Consider the following 26,252-nt stretch of genomic DNA (forward strand, 5'->3'; position numbering starts at 1 on the left):
TCCCGACCGCACTGACTCAAACCGGGAGCAAGGCATGGGCCTGATTCACATCGAGCTGTTCGCGACCCTAGACCTCGTCGGGCAGGCGCCCGGCGGTCCCGAGGAGGACCCGACCGGGTTCCCGTTCGGCGGCTGGCAGGCGCCCCTGATGGACGAGGTTGCCGGCGCGCAGGTTGGTGCCACGTACGAGGGCACCGACGCGCTACTGCTGGGTCGGCGGACGTACGACATCTTCGCCGCATACTGGCCGCACCAGGAAGGCGGCGAGGACAGCGGGATCGCGGCGCTGTTCAATCGGGTGCCGAAGTATGTGGCTTCGCGCGGGCGGCCGAACCTCTCGTGGCACGGATCTACTCTGCTCGGCGCGGACCTGGCCGCCGCGGTACGCGATATCCGTGATCGGCACGAGCACATCAAGGTCGTCGGCAGCCTGGACTTGGTACAAACGTTGTTGCGCGAGAGGCTTTTTGACCGAATTGACCTATGGCTGCACCCGCTTATGCTCGGCGTCGGTAAGAAGGTGTTCGGCGGCGGCACGGTACCCACCAACCTCACCCTTCTCGAACCGCCCGCGGCCAGCGGGAAAGGCACGGTCCTATTGCGCTATGGCTTGGCCGAGGGCATCCCCGCCACCGGTGACATGAGTGCGCCCGATCGTGGGCTTGGGCGCGATTAAGCGGTTGCTATGCGCCGCAATAGGCTGCAGGACAAGCTATTGCGTAACGTCGCGCCGAGACGTCTCGATTCTCACTCCGTCAGCGGAGTGCGGATGCCCAGCACCGGCTGCCGGCGTCGCCCGTGGCTCCACCCGCGATCCCACGGCCAGCGGCGCCGATCGTCGGTCCAGACCAGCTGAAATGCGCGGAGGGGCGGCTCACACAACCGGACCGCGAATTTCAGGTGCACATCTGGGTTTTCGACCTCGACCACTTCGAGCAGGAATTCTCCCTGGTAATCGATGTGGACGGCGGGCTGCAGGACCATGCCGTCATCAACGATCTGGTGTGCGATCGAATTCAAGATGCGCGTTGACCGTTGCGGAAGCATCCCGGTGATCAGCAATTCGGGCAGACCCCGATCAGTCAGCCCGATCGTGTACGCAAACGGCCGTGCGTCGTGCTCGACGTACTGCACCACCCAACCGTGATCCGCGATGATGTCGCGCAACTCATCCAGGTAATCGTCGATGGTGCCGTGGGGGTTGTCGCACTGCCAGCACATATCCCACCACCCTTCTCTCGTAGTTACGAGCAAGGGTGCCCCGACCCACTGACATCGGCCGATCCCGGCAGCGGGCCCGTCTCGGGACTTACTGGCTGCCGGACGGTCGAATAGCAGCGGCAATCTACTTCGGGGGCATCCGGATTCCGCCGTCGACACGAACGACTTCAGCGTTCATGTACGAGTTGGTGATCAACTCGATGACCATGGATGCCAATTCGTCGGGCTTGCCCAGGCGGTGCGGAAAGAGCACGGATTCACCCAGTTTCGCTTTGAAGGCCTCCGAATGTTCGCCTTCGCCGTAGATCGGGGTGTCAATAAGGCCGGGCGCCACGGTGTTGACGCGTATACCGACCGCGGACAAGTCGCGTGCAACCGGCAGGGTCAATCCGACGACGCCGCCCTTGGAGGAAGAATAGGCGGCTTGGCCGATCTGGCCGTCGAAGGCGGCGACGCTGGTCATGTTCACGATCGCACCGCGTTCACCGGTCTCGGTCGGCTCGTTCCGGCTCATCGCCGTGGCGGCCAGCCGGATGCAGTCGAACGTACCGACCAGGTTGATCGCGAGCACCTTCTTGTACGCGTCCAGGTTGTGCGCAGAGGCGAACTCACCGTCCTTGCCGATCGTGCGCTGTGCCCAGCCCACGCCGGCCGAGTTCACCAGTGCCCGTAACGGGCCGAGGTCGGTTGCGGTGTTGACAGCGTCTTCGATCTGTTCGGTGTTCGTTACGTCGACGTTGACGAACACGCCGCCGATCTCGTGTGCGAGTTCCCGGCCTCGTTCGGCCTGCAGGTCGGCGACGACGACTCGGGCACCCTTGGCGGCGAGTTGGCGGGCGGTGGCGGCTCCGATCCCGGACGCCCCTCCGGTGACGATTGCGCTAGCTCCGTTGATATCCACGGTCTGCACAGTACGTGACCCACCGATGCCGTCCGTGAGGCGATCGAAGGCTGGCAGTGGCGCGCGGTTCAGGCCTCACGCACCGCTGGTCGCCGCGCCTTGGATTGCTTCGGTTTGTAGGTCTCAAGGTAGGCGGTGAGGAGTCGACGCGCCTCATCGATCGTTGTGTCATCGCCTGTCGGTGATAGCCGGAATGCAACGTCGAATAGGCGGTTGCCGGCCTCGAACGCCAGCTGCACGACGAACTCGGGGGTATCGGAGCCAATGAGGTTGCGGTCGAGGAGCAAGCCCCAAAACCGCCGGGCTTGCATCTCGTCGAAGGTGCGCGCCAATGCGCTAAGGGTCGGGCTGCGGCCCGCAAACCAGAGCTGAAGGAAGTCGCGGTGTTCGCGGAAGTAGGCGACGTAGGGGTCGATGACCGCGTCGATGGCGTCGCGCAGTGTGCGCAGCTTGGTGTTGTCCGCGACCGTGGACAGCTCAGCCTCGAGCTCGCGCAGGTGGCGCCGTGCCAGTTCCGCATCGACCTGGTGTCGGTCGGAGAAATAGTGATACAGCGATGCAGTTGGGATGCCAGCCCGCTCACCGGCCGCTTTCAGCGTGGCCGCCTCGTAGCCCTGCTCGCTTAGCAGCGCTGAGGCGGCATCAAGAATTGCCTGCACCCGCTCTCGCCCACGTCGCTGCACCACCGGCCGACGTGACGAGACGTCGCCCGCCGCGGCTTTTTCGAACACGAGTCGAGATCGTATCAGACGTTGACAGCGTGCCGGTCCTATGAAAGAGTCGAATTCGAATCGAGTTTGGTTACTGGAAGGACAGGTGCGACGTGGCTACGAAAAAGGTGGTCTTCATCGGGGCGGCTGGTGAGATGTGCCGGGTCGCCGTCGAGGCGCTGGCCAAGGCGCCAACCGATCTGAACTTCGTCCTGAGCGACATCAGACCCGAGCTGGTAGAACCCCTGGCCAGGAAGTTGGATGGTCGCGCTACGGCGCAGCAACTCGACCTCTACGATGCAGACGCGCTACGCGCCACGATTGCCGGGGCATCGCTCGTCATCCTCGGCGCTGGTCCGTACGTCCGCACTTCCGCCCCGGTCATCGAGGCGTGTCTAGAACTCAAGATCCCGTATCTCGACTACGACGACGATGTCGAGAGCACCGAGCATGCACTCTCTCTCGATGGCAGAGCCAAGCAGGCGGGCATCCCGATCTATGTCGGGTGCGGCGCTTCACCAGGCATGTCCAACGTCATGGCCGTCGATGCTGCCGACGATCTCGACACCGTCGAGCGGATCGACCTGTGCTGGCTCGTCGGCGAGGAACGACCGAATGTCGGGCGAGCAGTCCTGGAGCACATGCTGTCCATCTCGGCCGGTGACTGTGAAACCTGGGACCACGGCGCCCGCACCGTTCACGAGTCCTTCCTGCCGGCGGGCACGTTTCCAATCCTGGCGGATCAGGAAGAGGTTCTCCTCTACGAGACAGCTCACCCCGAGCCGGTTACGCTGCCGCGCAAGTACTTCCAGGCATCACGCATCCGCTGCGTCGGAGGCTTGGACCCGGCCCCGATGAACGGCCTCTTCCGCGGTGTCGCTCTCGCCATCCAGAACGGCGAGATTTCGATGCAGGATGGCGTGGACTTCGTCTTCAGCGTCGCCACAGGAGGGCTGGGATCGGCCGCCGGCTGGAAGCACGCCCTCAACGGGATGCGCGCACAGATCCGTCGGAGCGAGATCAGCCGCGGCGAGATGCTCAAGTTTTTCGTCTTGTCGGCGGCGCGTCGCCGCTACCCCTACCGGGGCGGGCTACTGGTTCAGGTCCACGGCCTGCGGGACGGCAAGCCCGCGGTGTCGAGCCGGCGCACGCGCATGGCCGACGGCAACGTCATGAACAACATGGGAGGCATGACCGGCACGCCATGTGCCGCGTTCGCGCTGCTCGCTCTGGACGACGCCGAGCAGCGCACGGGCGCTTTCGCGCCGGAGGACTGGGCCGATCCCAAGAAGTTCTACGACGCTCTCGAGGCGGTGGGCGTCCCGCGTGACCAGATCGTCGAATCGCTCTGAAGGAAGCCTGTGCATGCACGACAATGTCGACGTCGTCGTGGTGGGAGCCGGTATTTCGGGCCTGACGGCCGCGCGCCGGCTGGTCGAAGCCGGGCATTCGGTCGTCGTCTTGGAGGCGAACGGCCGGGTCGGCGGCCGAACGATGAACATCGACGTGGTTGACGGCGTGATCACCGAGGGCGGCGGTCAGTGGGTCGGACCCGGACAGAATGCCGTGCTGGCGCTGGTCGACGAGTTGGGACTGTCCACCTTTCCCACCCACACGGACGGCAAGGCGATTTACCTGCGGAATGGCAGACGCAAGTTGTACGACGGAGTGGTCCCGCCCCTGCACCCATTGGTGATGCTGGACTACGCGCACCTGCAATTCCGGCTGGAGCGAATGGCTCGCCGCGTACCGTTGGCCACGCCGTGGCAGGCACCCCGGGCGGGGGAATGGGACAGCACGACGTTCGGGCACTGGATCGATCGACATGCGAAGACCGCTGAAGCCAAGTGGCTCATGGGGCTCGCGTTCTCCATCGTTCTCAGCCAGGACCCACGTTCGGTGTCGCTGCTCTCGGTGCTGCATCTTTTTGCTGCAACGGGCGGAATGTCCGGGGCGATCGAGGTGAAGGGCGGGGCGCAGGAAGCGCGGATCGTTGGCGGCTCGGCACGCATCGCCATCACACTCGCCGAGCAGCTGCCCGCCGGTGTCGTGATTCTGGATTCACCGGTCGAGGCAATCGACCAGTCGCGCCGCGGTGAGATCGCGGTACAGTCGCGGCGCGCCACCGTGCGTTGCCGGCAAGTCATCGTCGCAATGTCGCCCGGGGACGCGCAGCGCATCCGGTTCACGCCCGACCTCCCAGCACGGCGCACCAAACTGCAGCACGGTGGGGGCTGCGGCTCGATGAACAAGTTGTTCATGGTGTACGAGCGCCCCTTCTGGCGCGACGACGGGTTGAACGGGCAGGCGTTGAGCGATCTGATGATGACGCCGTTCGTGTCCGACAACTCGCCGCCCGATGGCAGCGTGGGCATCCTCGTGACGTTCATGCTCCCGGCCACCGGTCACACCACCTTGAGGTGGACCGACGAAGTTCTCGAGAGCAGCGATGCCCGACGCAAAGCGCTTACGCGAGACCTCATTTCGTTGTTTGGTTCCAAGGCTGGCCAGCCTTCGCAGTATTTGGAAAAGCTCTGGACGAACGAGCCATGGATTTCAGGCTGCGTCAACATGCTCGCCCCGGGATCGCGCAGTCAGTGCAGAGACGCGATTGTGAGGCCGGTCGGCAACGTGCACTGGGCCGGCGCGGAGGCATCCCTGGATGACCATCCCGGGTACATGGACGGCGCAGTGCGCGCTGGCGAGCGGGCGGCCTCCGAGGTATGCAGCGTGCTCTAGTGCGTCGGCTCGGCCGACAGGCGTACCGAGCCCCAGCCCGCGTGGGCGGACCCGACGATTTCCTCGACGATCCGGTCCTGCCCACTTCCGTCCGACCGGGCCGAATCTGGTTCGGTGAACTCACGCTGTGACGTTGGCCGGTTCGAGGGTCTCGTCCGCGGTTATGGTCTGATCGGCCCGGGCGGGAAGCAGCCAGGCCACGACCAGGGCCGCGCCTAGGGCGATGGCCGCACACACCAGGGTGGCGACGTGGTAGCCGTCGAGGAACGCGGCGTTGATAGCCGCTCGTACCTCAGGGATGAGCGTGGGTGGAATGTGGCCGATGACGCTGTGCGCCACCGCCATTGAGTGGCCAGCCGCAGAGTGTAGGTCGGCCGGCAGTCCCGCCAGGCTGGGTGCTGAGGCAATACGAGAGCTGTAGATCGAGGCGAAGACGCTGCCGGCGATAGCCACGCCCAGCGTACCGCCGAATTCGCGGGTGGTGTCGTTGACTGCCGAGCCGATGCTGGCTTTTTCGGTGGACAGTGATCCCATGATGGCCTCAGTGGCCGGTGCAATCGTCAGGCCCAAACCGCCGCCCAGCAGACACATTTGCATGGCCATCTCGGGATAGGTAGTTGCGGCGCTGACGGTCGAGGACCATCCTAGGCCGGCCGCGAAGACAGCAAGTCCGCCCGCCGCCATCGCCGTCGTACCGATGCGCTCGACGAGGCGTGGTCCGAGGATGCTGGTCGCAGCGATCGAAATGGCCACGGGCAACAAGCGGGCTCCGCTTTGAAAGGCGCTGTATTCCTTGACGAATTGAAAGTATTGGGTGACCACGAAAATGAAGCCGAACAGCGTGAGAAAGCTTGCCGTCACGGCCAGGCTGCCTCCCGAGAAGCGGCGGTTGGCGAATACCGAGACGTCGAGCATGGGATGGGTGCTACGCCGCTCCCAAAACCCGAAACCAGCCAAAACGACTGCGGCGAGCACGAATCCGAGGACGGTCCGGGTGTTCGTCCACCCCCATGTCGGGGCCTGGATAACCGTATAGACCAGCGTGGTGATCCCTGCCGCGGACAGCAGCAAGCCGGGGACGTCGACGCGCGGGGCATTCGGGTCGCGCGAGGCGGGCACGAACAGGATCCCACCCACGATGGACAGTAGCGCGATCGGGATGTTCACCATAAAGATCGAGCCCCGCCAGAAGTGCTCCAGCAGCCATCCCCCGCTGATCGGTCCGACCGCGACGCCAACACCGACCATGGCTGCCCACAGCCCGATGGCCTTGGCCCGCGACACCGGATCGATGAAGATGTTGGTGATCAAACCCAATGTGGTCGGAAAGATTACCGCGGCACCGACGCCCATCGCGGCTCGCGCGGCGATCAGCTGATCCGCCGAATTAGCCTGCGCAGCAATCGCGGACGTCAGCGCGAACAGTGCGAGCCCACCGTTGAGCCAACCGAGCCGGCCATAGCGGTCGCTTAGGCTGCCCACCGACAACAGCAGCCCGGCCATGACCAAGGTGTAGGCATCGACGATCCACTGCAGCTGCGCAGTATCGGCGTGCAGCTGGTTCGACAAGGTCGGCAGGGCGACGTTGACGATGGTGGCGTCGACGTTGATCACGAAGACGCTCAAGCAGATCACCGCCAACGCGGCGACGGGGCGATCACGGAAAACGGGAAGACGTGTACTCATAGGACAAGATATTAAAGTGTTAGAACAACTAAATCAACTGTCCTCTGGTTTCGCCGGTGCGGGATGGATCGGCGTGGGGTTCAGCGCGGACATATTCCTCGAACCACCTGGCATCGTCGTGCCGGCCTGCGGCGGTGAACAGCGTCAGCAGTGCGGCAGCATCGGACTGGCTGGCATGGGCGCCCAGTGCGGCCAGCTTGATGTCCCAATAGTCGGTGATGTCGACGGCGGTGGTGATCTGGGCGTCGTCGATCGCCATCGACTCGGGTGGAGACCAGGCCTCGGGCCCCAGCTCGGCGCGTGCCTGGGATGCCAGTGAGGCTAACCGGCTGCGGGACATGGCAATGTAGTACAGCTGCGGAGCAACGGCCGCGGCCGCTTCCGTGGCTACGCGGGTGATGTCAAGCGCTGCGCGGACCAGCTCGTGGGTGCGGATGTGGTCGGGATGGCCCGATAATCCGTTGGGCGGATAGGTGATGAGTACGTCAGGATGGTAGGCGCGCAGCAACCCCGCGAGCCGGTCCGCCATCGGTGCGAGCGGAAGATGACTGAATGCCCCGGACGGTGACGGCGGATCGTAGTCGCCCGGTATCCCTGAATCGGGGTAGCCCAGCGTGACCAGATCAGATACGCCCAAAATGTCTGCAGCGATGGCTAGTTCGCGTGAGCGCTGTGCGGCGACCTGCTGCGGGTAGTGACCCGGTTGGCCCGGCTTGACTCCGTCACCGCCGTCCCCCTGGCTACCGTCGGTACATGTCACCAGGACCGTGCGCCAACCGGCTGCGGCGCAACACGCCAACGTGCCGCCCGTTTGGCTGGACTCGTCGTCGGGATGCGCGTGCACCACCATCAGTACCGGCATGCGCGAATCTGCAGGGCAGCCCTTCACGACGTCAGTTAGTTGGTGCCAGCCAGCTCGATACTTTGCGGGTGGCGGTGAAACTGGCCCAGGAGACCGGAGCTCGGTGTCTGTGGGTTGGCTCTGGCGGAAGTTCGCGACGATGGATGATTTGTGGAGCCAAGATCGTGAACAATGTGTCCTCGACGCGAGCTGTTGACGCCGCCATGGGTGAACCTCGTCAGTCCTTGAGAAGTGCAGCGGCCCGTCGTCACCGGCCGCAGTGATTACCGCCGAAATGCGTTGCCGCAACAGCTGACCGGTGGCGTGGCTGGTGGTGTCATGGTCCTGAGCCGACACCGATCATCTGGTGGTAGGTCTTGCCCCGGCTCATGCCCACCAGCCGGATGAAAGAGCGCCGCGCCAGAGCTGACGCCATCAGGTCCCCGATCCGGGGCGAAAACGCCTCGCCGAGCAGCAGCAGTTTCGCTGGTCCTGGCATCACGACCCGTGGTGCTCCCCGATGCACTGCCGTGACAACAGCGTGGGCGACAGCCTCTGACGTCAACGGAGTCATGTGGCGAAACGGCGGCGGCATCTGCGCCTCGTCTACATCGCGTAACAGGTCGGTGGCGGTCAGCGCGGGATACATCACCGATACCCGAATGTTGCTGCCCGCCAGCTCCTGACGAAGCGCATCCGACACCGCCGACACCGCGTGCATCACAATGGCGTAGGAGCCGAAACGCGCAAACGCTTTGCGGCCCATCACCGATGACATGTTGACGATCGCGCCTGAGCCCTGCCGCCGCATCGTCGGTAACACCTGCTGGGTCACGTCGACCATCCCGAAAAGGCTGGCCTGAAGCGTGTCCCGCACGTTGTCACTGAACTCTGCGGACTCGACACAACCCACCCGCCCGATGCCGGCGTTGTTGACCAGCACATCGATTCGACCGAATCGCCGCAAAGCGGCATCCACCAAAGCCACAACATCGGCGTGTGACGTCACATCAGCAGGCATCACCAGCACCTGCGAGCCCAACCCCGACACGCCCTCGGCGACATCAGCGAGGCGCTCCGCTGAGCGCGCGGCAAGGACCATCTGCGCGCCCTGCTCGGCGAACGCCAGCGCCACCGCCTTGCCGATACCGCGTGACGCGCCGGTAACCAGCACCACCTTGTCCTCAAAGTGCTTCTTCACACCGCAACTCCAACCTCTCGATGCCAGCCACCTGGTGGCATCACCGGTCCATCTAGAACGACCCGCAACGTGGCTAGAGACATGACACTAAAGCGTCTTAACAAATAAATCAACCTCACGGTGTATTAACACATCTACAATTGTTAAGATCTTCTGGTGCCGACACGGGTGTACAACCAGAACTGCCCCATCGCACGCGGTCTCGACGTCATCGGCGAACGCTGGACGCTGCTGATCGTGCGCGAACTGATCGGCGGGCCCCGCCGCTACAGCGACCTGCGAGCCGAATTGCCAGGCATCGCCACCAACCTGCTCGCGCAACGGCTCAAAGAGCTTCAAGAGTCCGGCTTGATCGACCGCACCGACTTACCCGCGCCGATCGGCCGTACCGTGTACACCCTCACCGACGACGCCTGGCAACGCGTGCTGCCCATCGTGCAAGCCATCGCGCTATTCGGACTCGACAAAATCGACGCGATGGACGCCAGCGCCATCACCCCACTCAACGGCTTTCTGGCCGGCCTGCTGCTGTCCTTTAACCCTGCCACAGCAACCGATCTCGACGCCACCTACCGCATCGACATCGACGGCCGCCGTTTCGAATTCGCGGTCAGCAACGGACATCTCGCCAAAGCCCAGGGTGAGCCCGCCGTCACCGTCACTGCCACCGCCGCCGACCTCATCGCCAGCCGCCTCGGCGGCGACACTGCCACCCGAAAATCCGCCCTGCGCCGGGTCCGCTTCGAGGGCGACAGAAAGGCCGTCGCGGCCATGCGGGACGCTTTCGCGCTTCACGGATAACACGTTGCCACTTCCCGCACCGATCATGTTTGCGCCCGATACCGGCCAGCACAACCTGCGAGGAGAGCCGTGAGCGCATCGCCGATCTATCCTCACGCATTGGTCGTGACCGGGGTGACCGGTACCGCCACCGCCGGCTGCCTCATGCTCTGGCGCGGCACACTGTGCCGCTGGATCGCGGGATGCTCTGGTGGTAGGTCTTTCCACGACTTAGCCCTACCGGCCAGCCAAACCAGCGGTAACGCGCCAGCCCGGTGAGGAAAAGGTCGGCCATGCGCGAGGAGATTGCTTCGGTGACTAGCAGCAACGTGACGATTCTCGGGATTACGACGCGGCGCTTGCCGCGACCAACAGCTACGACCACCGCGCGCGACACCGCGTCTACCGTCAGCGGAGTCAGGTAGCGAAACGCCGGCGGCATGGCGGCCTCGTCGACCTCCTCAAGCAGCGTGGTGGCGGTCAGCGCAGGATAGATCACCGACACGTTGATCTTCGTGCCGGCCAACTCCTGGCGAAGCGCGTCGGAGAATCCCGACATCGCGTGCATCACGAGTCCGTAGGAGCCAAAGCGAGCGATGGCCTTGCGACCCATTACCGAAGACATGTTGACCACCGTGCCCGAGCCCTGCCGACGCAGGATCGGCAGCACCTGCTGGGTCAGGCTGATCGCACCAAACAGGCTGGCCTGCATAGTTTGTCGGGCGTCATCAGCGAATGTCGGTGACTCGACGGGACCGACTCTGGCGATGCCGGCGTTGTTGACCAGCACGTCGATCCTGCCGAATCGGTCCATCGTTTTACTCACCAGCGCGCTGACCTGCTCCGCGGACGTCACGTCGGTCGGCACCGCCAATGCCTCACCGCCCAGCAGCCGGATCTGCTGTGCGAGCTGTTCGAGAGGGACGGCTGAGCGCGCAACCAGGACCACCGCGGCGCCCCGCCTGGCGAACTCCAAGGCAATGCCCTTGCCGAGCCCTTTGGAGGCGCCGGTGATCAGCACGACCTTATTGGTGAAGTCGAGTTTCATGTGATCTCCTTTGGTGTAGATACAACATATGGTTAGTTGGGGGCTTCCCTCCACCGAGGGTGCTTGTCAATCGGTCGGCAGGTCCCCCACTGTGCTGGCCAGTGCCTTGACCGCATTCACTCCTTGCGCCCCAAGCAGTGCGGCCGCTTGGTGCTGGGCTCGCCGCCAGACGGGCACGACGGCGTGAATCTTTTTGCGCCCCAACGAGGTCAGCTCGATCTCCCGGATCCCCTTGGCGTCTGAAGACACCGCGGCCACCCAGCCCTGTTTGAGCAGCGGACTTAGATTGCGGCTGACCGTGGATCGATCCAGCATCAGCAGCTGGCCCAACCGTGCCGGCGAGCACGGGCCGACCTTGCCCAGCGCCGCCAGGAGGTTGAGCTGAGCGATGCTCAGGTCGTGGCCTTCCAAGGCGCGGTCGTAAAGACTTGTCATCGCCCGGCCGAGAAGTCGGGTGCGGAACGCGACGCAGTCAGCCACGATCTCCTCCACCGGGGAAATACTCATGGTCGCTATTGTTGCATATACACCAACGGGTTGGCTACCGCTTGTGTGTGCGGCGGTGCGGCTGACCGCCGGGTGCGGGTGTGTCGCGGGCCGCAGTGGGCGGGAGCACGCGACCGACAGCGGCGAATGTTTGCAGCTGCAGCAGACCTCGCCACTGGCTGTGCGGTCACGGGACCGGGATACATCGTGTCCTCGCTCCTGGTGACCGCGACGGGAGTGAGCCATCCGGCGACGCGGCCTGGGGCGGTGCCGTGCGCGCTGGCGAGCGGGCAGCCTCCGAGGTATGCAGCGTGCTCTAGCGACGCGTGAATGTCATGCCGACGGGGCCGGGCCGATCACTGATAACAACTGAAGCTTTTCGTAGCTTTCGCTCCCGGGTACCGCTGTGTACACCAAGAGCGTGTGCGATTCATCAGGGTCCAGCAGGACCTGGCAGTTCAATTCCAACAAGCCAACGTCGGGGTGCTGATAACGCTTGACGTCGCGTGGCTTGATACCGACTTCGTGCCTCTCCCATAGGGTTCGGAATTCATCGCTTCGTACCTTCAATTGCTCGGCCAGTCGAGCGGCCTTCGACTCAGGGCCACGCAAGGCCAGCACTCCCCGCAATCCTGAAACGTACATTCTCGAGTAGAACTCGTGATCCTCGGGCGGATGAATGTGGCGCACCGACGGATCGGTGAACCAGCGGTAGCCGATGCTTCGCGAATCGCCGGTGTATCGCGTCAGGTCCCCAACGAGGGCGACACTGAGCGGTGTCTGCCGCAGAGTCTCCCCGATCTCGGTGACGATCTCGGCCGGGGTGTCGGTCAGCCTGTCAAAAATTCGCAGCATCCCGGGGCTGATGTGATCAATAAGCGATCCACGGGCCGGTGGTCGGTGTCCGGCAAGGTGAAAGAGGTGGTCGCGTTCGTCGCGCGAAAGGTGTAGCCCCTGGGCAATGGAGGCGATCATCTGCTCGGAGGGCTGCGGGCCTCGCTGCTGCTCCAGTCGCGCGTAGTAATCGGTCGACATGTGGCAGAGTGCAGCCACTTCTTCGCGGCGCAGACCGGTGGTCCGGCGGCGCTGTCCGCTAGGCAGCCCCACGTCGCCCGGCTGCAGCGACTCACGGCGATGGCGAAGAAACTCAGCCAGTCCTACGCGATCGATCATGTGAGCATCCTGTCGTGTAATCGATCGCTCAGCCACGGATCGTCGGGTCCTGGATACCGGTCGCGGTCTCGGACACCCTTTCGTCATAAGCCATCAGCGCGTCGAATGGAGCGAACACATGCCCGCAAGGCAGTACGACATCACGATTCCCGATCTGACCGGCAAGCGAGCAGTGGTCACCGGCGCCAGCGACGGCGTCGGAATCGGCATCGCTGCCTCGCTTGCGGGCGCCGGCGCCGAGGTCGTCATGCCGGTGCGGAACCAACGCAAGGGTGAGGCTGCCGTCGCGACGATTCGCAAACAACATCCTGAAGCGAAACTGTCGCTCGAGCAGCTGGATCTGTCGTCGCTGGCGTCGGTGGCGGCGCTCGGAGAAAAGCTAATAGCCCAGGCAGCTCCGATCCACCTGCTCGTCAACAACGCAGGTGTCATGACGCCACCTGACAGACAAACCACGGCTGACGGGTTCGAGCTGCAGTTCGGCACCAACCACCTCGGCCATTTCGCATTGACCGGCCACCTGCTGCCACTGCTCAAGGCGGGACGGGCGCGGGTGACCTCGCAGACGAGCATCGCGGCGCGCCGCGGCGCGATCAACTGGAATGACTTCCAATGGCAACTCGCGTACGACGGGATGCGCGCCTACGGTCAATCCAAGCTCGCGGTGGGGCTTTTCGGTATCGAGCTCAGCCGGCGCAGCCTGGCTGCGGGCTGGGGCATCAGCAGTAACATCTCGCATCCCGGAGTCGCTCCGACCAGCCTTCTCGCTGCGCGCGAGGAGGTGGGCCGGGCGCAGGACACGACCGGCGTGAAGGTGATCCGCTGGCTTTCGGCGCGGCACCTGATCGTCGGAACGATCGGCAGCGCAGGGCTGCCGGCACTGATGGCCGCGGTATCACCGGAAGCGAAAGACGCCGGGTTCTACGGACCTCAAGGGGTGGGGAACGTGGGTGGGCCTCCTGGTGAACAGAAGCTCTGGAAATCGTTGCGCGACAACGCCAGCGCAGCACGGTTGTGGGCGGCATCGGAAGAGCTCACGGGTGTCACGTTCGCGTGAAATCTGGCCTGACAGCTCGCACTTGGTCAAACGATCAGGGGCCGCTTGCTAATCCCCGCTGGATCTTTACAGTGGTCTGCGACCTATCGCGCCATGTTCGCGAACCGCGACAGGTGCAACTGGTGCGCGACCGTCACGGTCTTGGTTGGGCCGTTACGGTGTTTGGCCAGAATGAAATCCGCTTCTCCTCCGCGTGGATCGTCCCGCTCAAAGGCATCGGGGCGATTCAACAGGATAACCATGTCCGCATCTTGTTCTAAGGAATTGTGAACTCCAATGCCGTTGGCAACGAAATTGTGTGTGCCAGCCACGGTCCCGTCATAGACGTCGTCCTTACCGAGGCTGGTGATCTCGACGATCGTGTCCCAGTAGACGTCGCTGGTGGCCAATGCATGGATTTCACGGTCCTCAAGCACCGCTGCGGCGCGATGCAACCTGGATCGACTGGGCGCATGCTTCCACGTCGTTGACCCGCAGAACTGCGCACCCATCGCGCCGGCAAACTGACGATGCGTTATCCCCTTGCGGATCAATGCATCCCGGACTTGACTCCAAATTCCCTGCGGCACCGTGTCGAGGTTCGGATTACGCAACAGCTGCTCAAGGTGTGATACCACCTCTTGTGCCGCTGCCGACTTCGCGCCATGCACGCCGACGTGGCGAAGGAACCTGAGTTGATTCTCGGCACCATAGATGTGCACGCGCCACGAATCCCGGTAACCAAGCTTTTTCGCCAGTTTGATCCGTGCGAAAACACCGACACGCGACAGCAAGTGCGTAACATCATCGGCCAAACGTCGGCTTGTCGTGGCGTAGTAGATGCGCCCCTGGCCCACCTTGTCGTCCCACCGCACGGACCCGTCGGTTGCCCACAGATGCCGCAGGAATAGCGCCACCTGGTCGTTGGGCGCGCGGAAAATGGCTGCCGGCACGAACTTCTCGTGACTGCGCTTACCGAACAAACCCAGACTGTCGAGCCAGGCCGCAATCGGGTTGCGCCGGCCATGCGCCAAGCGGTACGGGGCCGGCATCCGAAGGGTCGTGACACGGGCCGCCGGATACTCGTCGCGCACCGCTGTTACGCCGAAAGGCATGGCCGAGAAGGTCACCGCCAGCAGGTTGGCCTCGTCCACCGATGCGTAGCGGATCGGTTGGCGCTGCACGCACGATCCGTCGCCGATCATGTGGGCAAGCAGGATGACTTCTGAGTCCTCGATGCGCTGTGTGTCGACGGGCTCGGGCACCCGCCGCGGCGCCGCGATGCGGTCACCGATTTTCAGCTGCTCCAAGGGAGTCCAGCCTTCGAGCTTCATGAAGGGGTGGTTACCGGTGGCCTCGACCTCACGCCCGGAGGCCAGCCGGAGCCGGAACACCTCTTTGCGTCCACTCGGGAAAACATTGGTCATCGGCCGTGCCACCATGCGCAGCTGTTCATCCAACGACCACACCAACGGTCGCTCGCCGGTGCGCATCAACTCGCCGAACGTCACCTCCGCGCCGGTGTCGGCGCGCAGAATCCTGGTGGCCGCCGTCAGACACCCCGACTCACGGAGGTCGGACAGCATCGGCTTTTTGTCGGTCCGCTGCTCGGGACCGCGGTTCAGCTGGCTGATCGCAACCACCGGGACCTCCAGCTCTTTCGCCAAAAGCTTGAGATGCCGGGAGAATTCGGACACTTCGATCTGACGTGACTCGACTTTCTTGCCGGAGGTCATCAGCTGCAGGTAGTCGACGACGACGAGCTTCAGGTTGGCTTTCTGCCGCAGCCGCCGCGCTTTGGCGCGGATCTCCATCATCGTCAGGTTCGGCGAGTCGTCGATATACAGTGGCGCTTCGCTGATTTCGCTCATCCGCCGCGCCAGCCGCGTCCAGTCGTCGTCGGTCATCCGGCCGGACCGCATGTCGGCGAGCTTGATCTTGGCCTCCGCCGACAGCAGCCGCATGACGATTTCGGACTTGCTCATCTCCAGGGAGAAGATGACGCTGGCCATCCGGTGCTTGATCGAGCATGAGCGCATGAAATCCAGACCGAGCGTGGAATTGTGCGTCGGCACCATCCCCTCGCCGGCCAGGTACAGGTGCCGGTCGTTATCCACCTCGACACAGCGCACCGGGATACTGGGCACCCGGCGGACCGAAACGATCTGCAGCGCGGGCGCGAGAACCGCAACGTCACGTCCAAACGATCCTGCCGGCGCGATGGTGTCCATACCGCTGCGCAGCTGTGCCGACGTTCGAATACCCCAGCCGGTCGGCCAGAGGTGGTTTGCGTCCGCGACGATAGCTGTGCCGTCCGAGAATTCGATCTCGTAGCACGGGCGGCCCAGCATGACCTCGGTCGCCGCCATGACCTGAGTCGGAATGCCGTCCGCATCGAGGAGCCAGTCACCGACCGCGACGTCGCCCATCGTTGTCCACCCGTACGAAGTGGGCAGCGGCGTGTCCAACGCGAGCGCTTTCCCCACACCCGGGCGCGCCGCAACGATGATCATCTGCCCCGGGTGCAGGCCGTTGGTGACTTCGTCCAGCTCGGTGAAGCCGGTCGGCACACCACGCGAGATACCGCCGTTGGACGCGATCGCATCGATCTCGTCCATCGTCGGCTGCAGCAGATCCTCAAGCGGCACAAAGTCTTCGGACGTCCGACGCTCGGCCACCTCATAGATCTCGGCCTGCGCCCGGTCGACGATCTCGGCCACGTCGGCGCCGTCGGCCCCGGCATAGCCGTACTGCACAACCCGCGTGCCGGCCTCGACCAGGCGCCGCAGCAGGGCCTTCTCGGCGACGATGGTGGCGTAGTAGCCCGCGTTGGCCGCGGTTGGCACCGTGGAGAGCAGGGTGTGCAGATACGGCGCCCCGCCGATGCGGCGCAGCAGCCCGCGACGATCCAGCTCGGCGGCCACCGTCACGGCATCCGCCGGCTCACCACGGCCGTAGAGATCCAGAATGGCGTCGTAGACGTTCTGATGCGCCGGCCGGTAGAAATCGCCGGGCCGCAGCCGCTCCAGGACGTCGGCGATAGCGTCCTTGCTCAGCAACATCCCGCCCAACACCGACTGTTCTGCGGCGAGATCCTGGGGCGGTTGACGACCGTAATCTTCACTCGGAGGCGGGGAATCCATCCCGGGATGTGGCAGATCGTCAACGACCGCCATCGGCCCTCACCTCCTCTTGACTTAGCACCGAACATATATTCGAAAGATGCGATTCAGAGCGTAAGTCAAGGCACTGACACCCACCCCCGTCCCACCTCATGGCCCCAATTGGCCAAGGCGCCGGGATGAACGTAAACGTTGCTGGCGCATCGTCCAAGGGTGGTTGTTCATGAAGCTGTGCATCGCGTGTGCATATCCGTTGACGCCAGTGTTAAGGGGGGTGTGGAGAACTTGTGGATCACTGCGGGGTGTTAGGACATCACTGCTGCTGACCGCCATACAACGCCAGGAAATTGGTGTGGACAAGAATTGCTACGGCGTGTCGGCGCAGGTTATCGCCTCGGGCGTGTTGGTTTTCGGTCAGATTTTCGCCGCGTGAATGGCAGGTTACGCCGTCGGCCGGTCGGCAACCGCAATCTGTTCGCCAGCTCCAGGCAGCCGAAAACCCGGTGCGGCCGATCAGATGCGGCCACACCGGGTGAGTAAGCCAATGGCGAGTTAGCTCTGGCCCACGACCTCGAGCGAGACCTCGACGTCGATTTCCGGATGCAGGTGCACCACCACCGGGTGGGTGCCGACGGACTTGATGTGCGCCTTGGGCAGCCGCACGATCCGCTTGTCCAGGTTGGGGCCGCCCGCCTTCTTGATGGCCGCCACAACGTCACCGGCCGTCACCGAACCGAACAGCTTGCCACTGTCGGCCGCGGTCTTCACCGGCAGGGCGACCGACCCAAGCGCCTGGATCGCGGTCTTCAGTTCGGTGGCGTGCTCGCGGTCGCGGACCGTCTTCGTCTCCCGGGCCCGACGGATCTCGTCGGCCTGCTTCTGGGCACCGCGGGACGCGACGATCGCCAGACCGCGTGGCAGCAGGAAGTTACGGCCGTATCCGTCTTTGACCTCGACCGTGTCGCCGACGGAACCGAGGTGGTCGACGTCAGCCGTGAGAATCAGCTTCATCGTTGAGTACTTTCGTTGCGCGCGCGGCTGTTACCGCGTCGAGGAGGTGAAGGGCAGCAGGGCGACTTCGCGGGCGTTCTTCACCGCAACCGCGATGTCCCGCTGGTGCTGTACACAGTTGCCGGTGACCCGGCGGGCGCGGATTTTGCCGCGCTCGCTGATGTAGGTGCGCAGCAGCGTGGTGTCCTTATAGTCGATCTGCTGGTCTTTCTTGGCGCAGAAAACGCATTTGCGCGCTTTGATCGGCTTCTCCGGAGCCGGGCGCCGCTTGGTGGACTTGGCCATGTCTGTTGTTCTTCCGTTCTCGTGCTCTGAGGTTCTTTAAAAATCAGAAGGGTGGTTCGTCGTCACCGCCGCCGAACGAACCCGATGCTGGGGCGCTGCCCCACGGGTCGTCACCGGATCCGCCGGACTGGGCCGGCGCGGACTGCCGGGATCCGCCACCGCCGCCGCCGCTGTAACCACCGCCACCGCCGCTGCGGCTGGCCTTGTTGACCTTGGCGGTGGCGTACCGCAGCGAAGGTCCGATCTCGTCGACCTCGACCTCGACCACGGTGCGCTTCTCGCCTTCGCGAGTCTCGAAGGACCGCTGCTTGAGCCGGCCGGTGACGATCACCCGCGCGCCGCGAGTCAGGCTTTCGGCCACGTTCTCGGCCGCTTCCCGCCAGATGTTGCAGCGCAGGAACAGCGCTTCGCCGTCCTTCCACTCCCCGCTCTGGCGGTCATAAATCCGCGGCGTCGACGCAACGGTGAAGTTCGCCACGGCAGCACCCGAAGGCGTGAACCGCAGTTCCGGGTCAGCAGTGAGGTTTCCAACGACAGTGATAGTCGTGTCACCAGCCACAATGTCCTCCTTGGTCCCGCCTGATTCTTACCTGGTCCTGGCCTGATGGTTATTCACGAACGAGCGTAGGCATCGGCCCCGACAGGGGCGTCTAGTGCTTGTCGGTGCGCATCACCTTGGTGCGCAACACCGACTCGTTCAGGCTCAGCTGGCGGTCAAGCTCGGAAACCGTCGCGGGCTCGGCCTTGAGGTCGACGACGACATAGATGCCTTCGGCGTGCTTGGCGATCTCGTACGCCAGCCGCCGCCGGCCCCAGATGTCGACCTTCTCGACCGTTCCACCATCTTTGCGGACGACGTTCAGGAACGTCTCCAAGGACGGGGCGACGGTGCGTTCGTCGAGCGTGGGGTCAAGGATGACCATGATTTCGTATGGACGCATAGGGACCTCATCACCTCCTCTGGTCTGAGCGGCCACGGACGTTCCGTGGCAGGAGGGTCGCCTGCGTCGGCAACCGCATCAGGGTACCGGACGCCGTACCGACCTGGGAAATCACTTCCGCGTCGTCCGGAACTCCGCGGCCCTGGCCCGCGTCGCGTCATCGGCCTTGGCCACCGAGCCCGCGGCGAACGGGGGCTGCGGGTCGTATTCGATCAGTAGCTGGATGGCTTGGGCGGCCTCGCGGTCGACGAGCAGTTCCACCAACCGCAGCGCCATGTCGATGCCGCTGGACACCCCCGCGGCGGTGATGATGCGCTGCGGCAGATGCTCGACGACCCGCTCCGGCACATATCGGGCGCCCAACTTGTTCAGCTCGTCGACGGCGGCCCAGTGGGTGGTCGCGGTGAGCCCGTCGAGCAATCCGGCCCCGCCGAGCAGCAGCGCTCCGGTGCAGACCGAGGTGGTGAAGGTGGTGCGCGGGTGAACCGCTCGCAGCCAGCCGCTGATGGTTTCGTCACCGATGAGCACGCGGGTGCCGATACCGCCAGGGACCACCACGACGTCGGGCGAATCCACCTCGTCGAAGGTGGCATCGCACGTGACGCCCAGCATGCCGTTTTCGGTGCGGACCTCACCGCGCTGTCGACCCACGAACACCACCTGCGCCGAAGGCAGGCGCTGCAGGACGTCGTACGGCCCGATGGCGTCCAGGGCCGTGAATCGGGGAAACAACGGAATGGCGATCTGCATCAGGGCCTCTCCCCGACCAGTTCGGCTTCCGGGTCTGCCGCCGGTTGCTGCCGCGAAGACTTGGGCCGCAACCACATCGGTAACCAGCCGGGTGGCGCGTCAGGCGCCAGGTCATAGCTTCCGCCCGCAGGGTCGTCTACCCGGCCCTGCCAGCGCACCAAGTCCTCGCTCGGCCGGTAGATCTGGCGAATCACCAGCGCGCACAACGCTATAACCGCGATGTCACGCAACAGCACCGTCGTCGTGAACCACTGCTCAGGCAGCGAACGGTTCGGGTTGCCGTACAGGTAGTACATCCGCGGCACCCACACCAGTGCATCGATCGTCATCCACACCAGCAGCACCCGTCGGTGCGGCACCGCCAGCACCGCCAACGGCACCAGCCACAGCGAGAACTGGGGACTCCACACCTTGTTGGTCAGCAAGAAGACCGCCACCACCAGGAAGGCGAGCTGCGCCAGTCGCGGTCGGTGTGGGGCGGTGAGCGCGATGTAACCGATTGCCGCACAACACAACAGGAACAAAACCGTGACCACGGCATTGAGCACCGTCGGCGGCTCCCAGAAGCCCAGTGCGGGGTCGAACCCGCGCCAACCGGTAAACGATTTCACCACATTGAACAACGAATCCATGTCGTCGCCGCGACGGGTGTTGAGCCGGAAGAACTCCGACCAACCACGCGGATAGAGAACCATCACCGGCAGATTCACCGCGAGCCAGGTCGCCGCGGCGGTCAGCGCCGTGCGCGCCACCCCCCGCAGCCGCCCGGACCGGATGCCTAACACCAACAACGGCCCCAAGAACAACAGCGGATACAGCTTGGCCGCGGCGCCGAGTCCGATCAGCACCCCGGCGAGCACCGGCCGGCGCCGCGCCCAAGCCAGCAGGCCGCCCATCGCGAAAGCCGTTGCCAGCGCATCGAAATTGGTGAAGATCTGGAAGATCACCAATGGCGACGCGGCTACCAGCGCCGCGTCCCACACCCGGCGACCGGCCAGGCCCGCCGTTGCCCACACCGTCGCCAGCCAGGCCAGCGCCAACCCGAACGCGGCGAAGTTGAAGAACATCACCACCTCGGCCACCACCGGCAGCGGCGCGATCTTGCTCAGGGTGGTATAGGTCTTGGCGACCGCCATCGAAAGGTACTGGTAAACCCCGGTCAGCACCGGATATTCCATGTACCGGATCGCGAGCTTGCCGTCGTAACGGACCTGCGGTCGGCCACCGCTGTCGGTCTCGACCCAGCTGGACTTGTACGGAAACTTGCCCTGGCTCAACAACTCTGCGCCGTAAAGTGGCACCGTGTCGGAGTAGCACAACTCGTAATAGGCGCGCTGGTTGTCCCAATTGGCGACCCGCTGATCACCCGTCCCGGTGCCGGTGCTCTGCAGGCACGCGGCCTTCGTCGACCAACCAAGCGCCAGGAACACCAGCGCGATCAGGAACATCACCCGCAACGGGGTCATGAAGCGAGTCCGGCCGATCAGCGCGTGCCGTCCGACGGGTCCGCCGATGACGCCCGCCAGGGCGGACCCGAGCGCATCGGTGCGGCTGGGGCAGTCGCGATTGTCCGCGCTACGCCGATCGGCAGCGATCGGCAGTGGCGAGATGGTGGCGCGTGCGGTTGGGACCTCGGTCACGGGGGCGGCTGGGGAATGTCAGCCGGCGGCGGAAGTCCGGGAACCCCCGGCGGCGCTGGCGATCCCGGCACACCCGGCGCGCCCGGTGGTGCTGACGGTGCCACGGTGACCGTCTGCGGCGGGCCCACCGGGATGGTGATTCCTGGCGCCACTTCGACGGTGGGCTGAATGACAGTCTCGGAGGGCCGCGGCGGCGGTGGTGGCGGTGCAGCGGGGACGCCCGCATAGCCGCCGATCTCGGTCGGCTTGGGGAAGGTTTCGTTCTGCGTGCCCTTCAAGGCACCGTCCATCGTCGATTTCCAGATGTCCGACGGCAGGCCCGAGCCGTACACCGCACCGCCGGAGGCATTTACCAACGGCTGGTCACCTCGGACCGTGCCCACCCACACCGCGGTGGACAGGGACGGGGTGTACCCGACCATCCACGCATCCTTGTTCGCGGTGGTGTCACCGAGCTGCGTCGTCCCGGTCTTGGCGGCCGATGCCCGTCCCCCCGTCAGGCTGTGGCCACGCGAGTAGCCGGCAATCGGCTGCATGGCCGCGGTCACGTTGTCGGCCACAGCCTTTCGGGATGCGTTGGTCGCCGCTGTTGTCCGCGGTGCTGGCGTCGAAGAGCACCTGACCCTCGGAGTTGACCACCTTCTGCACGAAGTGCGGACGGTGGTAGATGCCGGACGCGGCCAGGGTGGCGTAGGCCGAAGCCATGTCGAAAACGCGAGTTTGGTACTGCCCCAACACGATCCCGTTGTTGGGCGGTCCGCCCTTGCCGTCCTCGGAAAGCGTGTGCGCGACGCCGGGAAAGCTTTCGGCGACACCGGCCTGGTGCGCGGCGTCGGCAACCGCCTGCGGGCCGCCCTTGAGCTTGAGCATGAGCCGGTAGTAGGAAGTGTTCAACGACATCTTCAGCGCCTCGGCAAGGTTGCAGGTCCCGCAACTCTCACCCTCGACGTTGGTGATCTTGATGCCGTCGACGGTCAGTGGCGAACTGTCCACCTGATAACCCAGACCGATGCCCTGCTCGAGAGCGGCAACCAGAGCGAACACCTTGAACGACGAACCGGTCTGCAGGCCCGCCTGGGCGAAGTCGAAGCCCTGGGCGTTGGCCCCGCCGTAGTAAGCCTTCACCGCTCCGGTGCGCGGGTCGATCGAGACCACCGCGGCCCGCATGTCGGGATCCTCCCCGTCCAGGTACTTCGACACCGCCCGCTCCGCCGCCTGTTGCGCCTGCGGATCGATTGTGGTTGTGACTTGCAGTCCCTGCGTGTTGAGCGTCTGTTCGTCAATGTTGAACAGTTCCAACAGCTCCTTGGTGACCTGCCGCTCGATCAGGCCATTGGGGCCCGTGGTCTGGTAAGCCGCCCGTGCCTGGTCCGGTGACACCGTCCTCGGAAAGACCTGCGCCGCGCGGTCATTGGCGGCCAACGCCTTGGTCTCCACCATGCCGTCCAGGACCCAGTTCCAGCGGGCCACCGCCCCTTCGGGGTCGACGGCCGGGTCCAGCGTGGAGGGACGGCGGATCAGCGCGGCCAGCAGCGCGCCCTCGGAGACGGTGAGTTGCTCGACGGGTTTGTCGAAGTAGGCCTTGGATGCCGCCGAGATTCCGTAGGCGCCGCGGCCGAAATAGATGATGTTCAGGTAGGCCTGCAGCACATCGTCTTTCGACCACTCCCCCGCCATCTTGGTGGCGATGACGAATTCCTTGGCCTTGCGCATCACTCCGCTCCAGCCGTGCTGCGCGGAACCGACCAGTGCGTTCTTGACGTACTGCTGCGTTATGGTCGAGCCGCCCTGCAGGTCGCCACCGAACAGGTTGTTCTTCGCCGCACGGGCGAACCCGCTGAACGAGAAGCCCGGGTTGCTGTAGAAGCCGCGGTCCTCGGCGGCGATCACCGCCTGACGGACGTGCACCGGCACCTGGCTGAGGTTGACGTCGACCCTATTGCCTTCAGGCGGCACGATTTTGGCGATCTCCGAACCGTCGCTGGCCAGGATTGTCGAGACTTGATTGGTACGGATGTCACCGGGCCGCGGCACGTCGACGATGAAATAGGCCATCGTGAAGGTGATGATCGGCAGCAAGATCAGCACCGCCGCGCTCAGGTATATCGAGCGCCGAACCCACCGCCAATTGATCTGCTCGGACCAGGTTGGCTTCCTCCGGCCGCCGAGCGGTCCCCGGCCACCCGAGGGCCCAGTCGGGCCGGGCGGCGGCGGTCCGCCCGGTGGGCGCCCGGAGCCGCCGAGCCGATCCCGGCCGGACCGCGGCGACGGGGCATCCAGCGCGGCCTTGACCTGATCGAGCGCGTCGTGCTCGACGGGAGTGGACGGCGGATTGTTGAGCGCGGCCTTGACCTTGTCGATCGGGTCGGCATGCCGCGCCGAGTCGTCGTCGACGATCGGCGGCAGGATCGTGGTCAACCGGTCGTCGGGAGGCACCGGCCGTCGCGGCGGCGGCGGGCCACCGCGGTCACCGCCGGGACGCTTCCCACCGGACACCGGCTCGCCCGGTGTGTCGCTGGACGACTGGTGGTGGCGCCCTTCGCTATTCACTGGCCGTGCGGGCGCCGTTGCGCGCCGTCCGCCGGCCGCCACTCCCCCTGGGGGGAGGTGCGGGAACTGCCGCACCCAATACATACGACTTGACCAGGTGGTTCCAGCTACAGGTCCGGCACACCTCCACGACGTGGACGGCGAACTCCGAGAACCGGCTGGCCAGCAAAACCAACTCCTCGGCCGTGCGCGCCGACCCCGACACCGCGCCCAGGTGTTCGCCGAACACCCAGGACACCAGCGTGAGCTGTTCCTTGCGGCAGATCGGGCACATCACCTTGCTCGGTTTCCCGTGAAACTTCGCCGCGCGGAGCAGATAGGGATTGGCGTCGCACACCTCGGAGACGCCGGTGCGTCCCGAATACACCTCGGACAGCAGCGAGCGCCGCCGAAGGGCGTAGTCCACTACCTGTCGCTGCAGTCGCACGCTGACCAGAGTACGTCGCCTTCCCCAGCACCGATACGCAGCCGCGGGTGTTGTCGCGCCGCACGAAGCAGGGGCGGCCAGGGGCGCGTGAAGTTACCGGTGCTCACACGGTGTGCCGCTCGGGCACCCGACTTCTACGATCATCCACGTGGCGAAATCTCGTGGCGGTTGGGGAACAACGCGGGCCAAGGACAGCGACCGGCAACGCGCATGCCGGATTCTCGACGACGCCTTCAACGACGGCGAGTTGTCGATGGAGGAACACCGTGAACGCGTCAGCATGGCGACCAACGCGGTGACACTGGACGATCTGCAGCTGCTGGTGGATGACCTGCAGTCCGCGGAGATCGCGCAGCCGGTGCAGAACCCCGTGGTCAAGCGGGAGAGAAAGTCCACCGGGCGGGGTCTGGTGGTGGCCGCCTTCGGCGTGACGGCGCTGCTGGGCATCGCAATCGGTTGGGGGCTGTACGGGAACACCACGTCGCCGCTGGACTTCACCTCAGATCCGGGTGCCAAGTCCGACGGCATCGCGGCGGTCGTGCTGACGCCGCCGAAGCAGCTGCATTCGCTCGGAGGACTCACGGGGCTGTTGGAACAAACGCGGAAACGATTCGGCGACACCATGGGCTACCGCCTGCTGGTCTATCCCGACTATGCGTCGATCGACCGCAAGGATCCCACCGACGAGCGCCGGGTGCTCGATTACACCTACCGCGGCGGCTGGGGCGATCCGAGCAGTACCGCCAAGAACAGCAGCACCGACACCGCGCTCGTCGACCTCGGCAAATTCGACGTGAAAGCTGTGGTCGGCATCCTGCGCGGCGCCCCGGAAACCGTCGGCATCAAACCCCAGGACGTGAAGTCGACGTATCTGATCGTGGAGCCGGCGAAGGACCCGACCACGCCGGGAGCGCTGTCCCTGACCATCTACGTTTCCGGCGATTACGGCAGCGGGTCCATCGAGCTGGCCGGCGACGGCACGGTCAAACAGGTCCGCTACGTGAGCTGAGCGTGTGACGAACTGCGCATTAACGGGCGGTGGTGTTGTCGCTAATATATCGGGGCGATACGATGACGCGAGGCGTCGTAATGTCGTAATCAGTCGTAATCAGCTGCGCAAAAGGGAGGTGTGACGATGCTGGAACTTGCCATTCTGGGTCTTCTCATCGAATCTCCGATGCACGGCTACGAGCTGCGTAAGCGGCTGACGGGCCTGCTCGGGGCCTTTCGCGCGTTCTCGTACGGTTCCCTGTACCCGGCGCTGCGGCGCATGCAGGCCGACGGGCTGATCGCCGAGAACGCCGCGCCCGCCGGCACACCGGTGCGGCGGGCCCGCCGCGTTTACCAGTTGACCGACGAGGGCCGCCGCCGGTTCGGCGAACTTGTCGCCGACACGGGACCGCACAACTACACCGATGACGGTTTTGGGGTGCACCTGGCGTTTTTCAACCGCACTCCGGCGGAGGCGCGCATGCGCATTCTGGAGGGCCGACGCCGTCAGGTCGAGGAGCGCCGGGAAGGTCTGCGCGAAGCGGTGGCGCGGGCCAGCAGTTCCTTCGATCGCTACACCCGCCAGCTTCATCAACTCGGGCTTGAGTCCAGCGAGCGGGAAGTCAAGTGGCTCAACGAGCTCATCGCTGCGGAGCTGGCCGCACCCAATCACGTCGAACAGACGTGAATTCGCGAAACACAAGATCGAACAAC

The 26,252-nt window shown here is 64.8% G+C and carries 23 protein-coding genes and 2 pseudogenes; 7 read left to right on the forward strand and 18 right to left on the reverse strand.

The features are described 5' to 3' along the window. Positions 1–34: 34 nt before the first annotated feature. On the forward strand, positions 35–676 hold the full coding sequence (locus tag BN972_RS21020) for a dihydrofolate reductase family protein (RefSeq protein WP_036362111.1): 642 nt from the start codon (positions 35–37) through the stop codon (positions 674–676). A gap of 71 nt (positions 677–747) precedes the next feature. Here BN972_RS21020 and BN972_RS21025 read toward each other — a convergent pair whose 3' ends face one another. The 3 genes from BN972_RS21025 to BN972_RS21035 form a co-directional block, all read right to left on the reverse strand. Then, entirely contained in the window at positions 748–1,221 is a 474-nt protein-coding gene (locus BN972_RS21025) for a DUF4262 domain-containing protein (protein ID WP_036362114.1), read from the reverse strand. A 124-nt stretch (positions 1,222–1,345) separates the two neighbouring features. Then, the gene (locus tag BN972_RS21030) at positions 1,346–2,122 is read right to left on the reverse strand and encodes an SDR family NAD(P)-dependent oxidoreductase (protein WP_036363592.1); all 777 of its coding nucleotides are present in this window, start codon (positions 2,120–2,122) and stop codon (positions 1,346–1,348) included. A gap of 68 nt (positions 2,123–2,190) precedes the next feature. Continuing rightward, positions 2,191–2,853, reverse strand: coding sequence for a TetR/AcrR family transcriptional regulator (locus tag BN972_RS21035; protein WP_036362117.1), 663 nt, complete (start codon positions 2,851–2,853; stop codon positions 2,191–2,193). A gap of 107 nt (positions 2,854–2,960) precedes the next feature. Here BN972_RS21035 and BN972_RS21040 point away from each other — a divergent pair, with 107 nt between their 5' ends. Beyond that, on the forward strand, positions 2,961–4,184 hold the full coding sequence (locus BN972_RS21040) for a saccharopine dehydrogenase family protein (protein WP_261785926.1): 1,224 nt from the start codon (positions 2,961–2,963) through the stop codon (positions 4,182–4,184). A gap of 13 nt (positions 4,185–4,197) precedes the next feature. Beyond that, positions 4,198–5,571, forward strand: a complete 1,374-nt coding sequence (locus tag BN972_RS21045) for a flavin monoamine oxidase family protein (protein ID WP_036362123.1) — start codon at positions 4,198–4,200, stop codon at positions 5,569–5,571. Positions 5,572–5,691: 120 nt separating this feature from the next. Here BN972_RS21045 and BN972_RS21050 read toward each other — a convergent pair whose 3' ends face one another. The 3 genes from BN972_RS21050 to BN972_RS21060 all read right to left on the reverse strand — a co-directional run bounded on the left by BN972_RS21050 (position 5,692) and on the right by BN972_RS21060 (position 9,299). Then, positions 5,692–7,257, reverse strand: a complete 1,566-nt coding sequence (locus tag BN972_RS21050) for a DHA2 family efflux MFS transporter permease subunit (RefSeq protein WP_036362126.1) — start codon at positions 7,255–7,257, stop codon at positions 5,692–5,694. A 28-nt stretch (positions 7,258–7,285) separates the two neighbouring features. After that, on the reverse strand, positions 7,286–8,119 hold the full coding sequence (locus BN972_RS21055) for a PIG-L deacetylase family protein (RefSeq protein ID WP_051545707.1): 834 nt from the start codon (positions 8,117–8,119) through the stop codon (positions 7,286–7,288). Between the two features lie 316 nt (positions 8,120–8,435). Next, on the reverse strand, positions 8,436–9,299 hold the full coding sequence (locus BN972_RS21060; protein ID WP_051545708.1) for an SDR family NAD(P)-dependent oxidoreductase: 864 nt from the start codon (positions 9,297–9,299) through the stop codon (positions 8,436–8,438). 156 nt (positions 9,300–9,455) lie between these two features. On the opposite strand from BN972_RS21060, the gene BN972_RS21065 reads away from it, so the two are divergent. Then, complete coding sequence (locus BN972_RS21065; RefSeq protein WP_036362130.1) at positions 9,456–10,100, forward strand: winged helix-turn-helix transcriptional regulator; 645 nt, start codon at positions 9,456–9,458, stop codon at positions 10,098–10,100. Positions 10,101–10,242: 142 nt separating this feature from the next. Here BN972_RS21065 and BN972_RS21070 read toward each other — a convergent pair whose 3' ends face one another. The 3 genes from BN972_RS21070 to BN972_RS21080 form a co-directional block, all read right to left on the reverse strand. Then, entirely contained in the window at positions 10,243–11,127 is an 885-nt protein-coding gene (locus BN972_RS21070) for an SDR family NAD(P)-dependent oxidoreductase (RefSeq protein WP_036362134.1), read from the reverse strand. A gap of 66 nt (positions 11,128–11,193) precedes the next feature. Continuing rightward, the gene (locus tag BN972_RS21075; RefSeq protein ID WP_036362137.1) at positions 11,194–11,634 is read right to left on the reverse strand and encodes a MarR family winged helix-turn-helix transcriptional regulator; all 441 of its coding nucleotides are present in this window, start codon (positions 11,632–11,634) and stop codon (positions 11,194–11,196) included. 312 nt (positions 11,635–11,946) lie between these two features. Further along, on the reverse strand, positions 11,947–12,786 hold the full coding sequence (locus BN972_RS21080; RefSeq protein WP_051545709.1) for a helix-turn-helix transcriptional regulator: 840 nt from the start codon (positions 12,784–12,786) through the stop codon (positions 11,947–11,949). Between the two features lie 118 nt (positions 12,787–12,904). On the opposite strand from BN972_RS21080, the gene BN972_RS21085 reads away from it, so the two are divergent. After that, positions 12,905–13,843, forward strand: a complete 939-nt coding sequence (locus BN972_RS21085) for an SDR family oxidoreductase (RefSeq protein WP_036362144.1) — start codon at positions 12,905–12,907, stop codon at positions 13,841–13,843. Positions 13,844–13,926: 83 nt separating this feature from the next. Here BN972_RS21085 and BN972_RS21090 read toward each other — a convergent pair whose 3' ends face one another. From BN972_RS21090 to BN972_RS21130, 9 genes and pseudogenes are all read right to left on the reverse strand, one after another. After that, positions 13,927–16,998, reverse strand: coding sequence for a replicative DNA helicase (locus BN972_RS21090; RefSeq protein WP_036362146.1), 3,072 nt, complete (start codon positions 16,996–16,998; stop codon positions 13,927–13,929). A 498-nt stretch (positions 16,999–17,496) separates the two neighbouring features. Beyond that, positions 17,497–17,955: a 50S ribosomal protein L9 gene (gene rplI / locus BN972_RS21095; RefSeq protein WP_036362149.1), complete on the reverse strand. Its 459-nt coding sequence runs from the start codon at positions 17,953–17,955 to the stop codon at positions 17,497–17,499. A 30-nt stretch (positions 17,956–17,985) separates the two neighbouring features. Then, a complete protein-coding gene (rpsR, locus tag BN972_RS21100; RefSeq protein WP_036362152.1) occupies positions 17,986–18,240 on the reverse strand; it encodes a 30S ribosomal protein S18 in 255 nt (84 codons plus the stop codon). A 43-nt stretch (positions 18,241–18,283) separates the two neighbouring features. Further along, positions 18,284–18,799 (reverse strand): single-stranded DNA-binding protein, encoded by a 516-nt coding sequence (locus BN972_RS21105; RefSeq protein WP_036362155.1) that lies wholly within the window; start codon positions 18,797–18,799, stop codon positions 18,284–18,286. Between the two features lie 91 nt (positions 18,800–18,890). Next, positions 18,891–19,181, reverse strand: coding sequence for a 30S ribosomal protein S6 (gene rpsF, locus BN972_RS21110; RefSeq protein WP_036362157.1), 291 nt, complete (start codon positions 19,179–19,181; stop codon positions 18,891–18,893). Between the two features lie 111 nt (positions 19,182–19,292). Continuing rightward, positions 19,293–19,931, reverse strand: coding sequence for a DJ-1/PfpI family protein (locus tag BN972_RS21115; protein WP_036362159.1), 639 nt, complete (start codon positions 19,929–19,931; stop codon positions 19,293–19,295). Continuing rightward, positions 19,876–21,571 (reverse strand): annotated as a pseudogene (locus BN972_RS21120) (glycosyltransferase family 87 protein); the annotation flags it as partial. The gene BN972_RS21115 and the pseudogene BN972_RS21120, both read right to left, overlap by 56 nt. Continuing rightward, positions 21,568–24,121, reverse strand: a pseudogene (locus BN972_RS21125) (transglycosylase domain-containing protein). The pseudogenes BN972_RS21125 and BN972_RS21120, both read right to left, overlap by 4 nt. Beyond that, positions 24,114–24,548 carry a DUF5318 family protein gene (locus BN972_RS21130; protein ID WP_036362163.1) on the reverse strand — a complete coding sequence of 145 codons (435 nt, stop codon included), beginning with the start codon at positions 24,546–24,548 and terminating at the stop codon, positions 24,114–24,116. The pseudogene BN972_RS21125 and the gene BN972_RS21130 overlap by 8 nt, the downstream one beginning before the upstream one ends. 148 nt (positions 24,549–24,696) lie before the next feature. Between BN972_RS21130 and BN972_RS21135 the strand changes: the two genes are divergently transcribed. Together BN972_RS21135 and BN972_RS21140 are read left to right on the forward strand one after the other, a co-directional pair. Beyond that, positions 24,697–25,557, forward strand: a complete 861-nt coding sequence (locus tag BN972_RS21135) for a DUF1707 SHOCT-like domain-containing protein (protein WP_235192540.1) — start codon at positions 24,697–24,699, stop codon at positions 25,555–25,557. A gap of 126 nt (positions 25,558–25,683) precedes the next feature. After that, entirely contained in the window at positions 25,684–26,226 is a 543-nt protein-coding gene (locus tag BN972_RS21140; protein ID WP_036363603.1) for a PadR family transcriptional regulator, read from the forward strand. Positions 26,227–26,252: the final 26 nt, after the last annotated feature.

Source organism: Mycobacterium asiaticum DSM 44297 (genome assembly GCF_000613245.1).
In the GTDB taxonomy this organism is placed as follows: Bacteria; Actinomycetota; Actinomycetes; order Mycobacteriales; family Mycobacteriaceae; genus Mycobacterium; species Mycobacterium asiaticum.